General features: G+C 36.3%; 2 protein-coding genes. One reads left to right on the top strand and one right to left on the bottom strand.

The window, feature by feature from the left end; all coding sequences use genetic code 11:
• The first annotated feature begins 358 nt into the window (after positions 1 to 358).
• Complete coding sequence (locus AFK68_RS01925) at positions 359 to 1405, top strand: AbrB family transcriptional regulator (RefSeq protein WP_094671203.1); 1047 nt, start codon at positions 359 to 361, stop codon at positions 1403 to 1405.
• A 258-nt stretch (positions 1406 to 1663) separates the two neighbouring features.
• Here the strand turns inward: AFK68_RS01925 and AFK68_RS01920 are convergent, their stop codons facing one another.
• Positions 1664 to 1969: a hypothetical protein gene (locus AFK68_RS01920; RefSeq protein WP_094671201.1), complete on the bottom strand. Its 306-nt coding sequence runs from the start codon at positions 1967 to 1969 to the stop codon at positions 1664 to 1666.
• Positions 1970 to 2497 lie beyond the last annotated feature (528 nt).

The following is a 2497-nucleotide window of genomic DNA, read 5'->3' as shown; positions in this document are numbered from 1 at the left end:
GAATTTAGACAACAAAAAACTATCCTCAATATTATAGTACCTTTCCATGATATAATCCTGTAATAGTCATTAATAACCAGTAATTATAAATTGTATAAATTGTCTGTCAAATTTAATATATATTGTTGAGCGTGTTAAACCACCAAGAAATTATCTCCAAATTATCAACTATCAAAACAGCCATCGCCCCAATGACCTTAGCTATTTTCGCAGGGTTTATATTCGACTGGCTCAACTTTCCTGTTGGTTGGTTGCTCGGTCCAATGATTGCTGGAATTATNAATATATATTGTTGAGCGTGTTAAACCACCAAGAAATTATCTCCAAATTATCAACTATCAAAACAGCCATCGCCCCAATGACCTTAGCTATTTTCGCAGGGTTTATATTCGACTGGCTCAACTTTCCTGTTGGTTGGTTGCTCGGTCCAATGATTGCTGGAATTATCTATGCAATTATTAAAGGTAGTCCCCAACCATTACCTAGAATCATAATTCTGCTTGGTAAAGCGATCGTTGGTATTGCTACAGCATTTCGCTTTTCCCCAGAAACAATTAATGTAGTTACCACTTATGCTATTCCTGTCGTGGGATGTATTTTGATCACTGGTGCTTTGAGTATGTTTAAAGGCTATCTGTTGTCTATATGGGGAGGAGTTAGTCGCTCTACAGGTTTTCTAGCATCTATTCCTGGCACTGCTTCTGCTATTGTTACCATGAGTGAAGAATTAGGTGCAGACCCTATTGCTGTTGCTATCCTGCAATATTTACGAGTGTTATTAGTAGTTTTCATTATCCCGACTGTTAGCATTTTGATGTTTCCTGCTATTGAGCAGACTCAGACCACAAGTTTTTTATTGGCATCAGGTAAAACTACTATACCCATGTTTTGGAATTTATTAATAATAGCAGGATGCTGTGGTTTAGGAATTTGGGGTGGAAAAAAATTACGTTTGCCTTCTTCTGCTTTTTTGGGTAGCTTTATTGTTGGGTTAACTACTTTATGGGGAACGCCATACCAATTACAGGTTCCTCAATGGTTATTTGCTGTCGGGTTGTTGCTAGTAGGGATTTTTATCGGAGTTCAGTTTGACTGGGAAAATGCTCGAAAATTGTGGAAAGCTATTTTAGTTGAGATCGTACTGGTAATAATTTTAATTATCGGTTTCTTTGTGGTGGGTTATGAATTTCATCAATTTACTCAGGTTGATTTAATTACTTCTATGTTAAGTTTCACCCCTGGAGGAATAGAAGCGATGATTGCAACAGTTAATGAATTAGGTGGTGATGCGGGTTTAGTATTGGCAATTCAACTTACTCGAATGTTAACTATTATTTTAGTTGTTCCTGGGTTAACAAATTTTATGGCTAAAAGAATGAAACGTAGTAATATTGTGTCAGAATAGCAAAATAGCTGAATTATTGGAATAGATCGCTATCTAGGTAGGGTGGGCAAACATCAAGTCGATTAACTGCTAATATCAATCACCACATTTGCCCAGCCCTACAAAAAATTATCTGGTAGTCCTGCATAGTAATGCTATATAAGAAAAAGGAATACGAGGTACGAGAGCAAGATGCTCCCACTGTTGAGCCTCCGCTCCAAAGATAATGAAAATGCACGACCATTACAATGCACTACTACCAATTATCTTAATTAACCACTAATACCCAAATACTCTGATTTGTACTGGTGTATCTGGAAAATCACTCGCATTTGAGAATGTAACGGAGCTTCCTGGTACTACTGGATAAGTTATTACTTCACTACTACTATATGGGGGTACTACTATTGGGTTGCCAATATTACTGTTACATACAGCTTCATAGTCATTTGAGTAATTGGTGAAAGTCACATCTATCCAGTTAACTCCAGATGGAGGTATATCTACACATAACAAGTCTCCAGAGACGGGTAATTTTTTTACACAATCTGGAGTTTGTTCTAAATAACAATAATCTGCTGCCATTGCCTTGCTGGGGGAAACTACTGCAAAATATAGTAAACTAACAATAAATCAAACCTGAGTTGGCCTAATGCTTTTTTAATTTTTATTACTTTATCAGTAACTTTGTGTGTGAAAGTTTTCTTTAATTTCCAGAATATAACAAAATTATATTAACTATTATTTAGCTTTTCTTTATATTCCACAATTTAAAACTTCCATTACATTATTTATTACTAATATTAACAATTACATTGACCCAACATACAATCTTTAACTTTTAACTTTTGACTTTTAACTTGAGGCGATCGCAACGACTAAACCCTAAAAGTAATAAATTTAGGACTTACGCACTTTCGTACCCGGTTTCTAGGATAAATCGTTGCGCATGAGCAATAGAAGTCTAGGACAAACCGGGTTTGGGGGGTTCACATGGCTTTAGTCCTGAAATTATAGATACCAAATGGGTTCTATAATTCCTATTCCTCCTAACTCTGTAGGGACGTTGCACAGGCAAACATGCGTTTTCCGTTCCGGAATGCTACGCAAACA

Source organism: Hydrocoleum sp. CS-953 (assembly GCF_002260545.1).
Classification (GTDB): Bacteria; Cyanobacteriota; Cyanobacteriia; order Cyanobacteriales; family Microcoleaceae; genus Trichodesmium.
Note: the sequence above shows the minus strand (reverse complement) of the source record. Positions and strands in the feature narration are given on the sequence as shown.

Bases quoted from the DNA above. Each gene is read 5' to 3' on its own strand.
- AFK68_RS01925 (WP_094671203.1), top strand. From the start codon at position 359: ATGACCTTAGCTATTTTCGCAGGGTTTATATTCGACTGGCTCAACTTT.
- AFK68_RS01920 (WP_094671201.1), bottom strand. From the start codon at position 1,969: ATGGCAGCAGATTATTGTTATTTAGAACAAACTCCAGATTGTGTAAAA.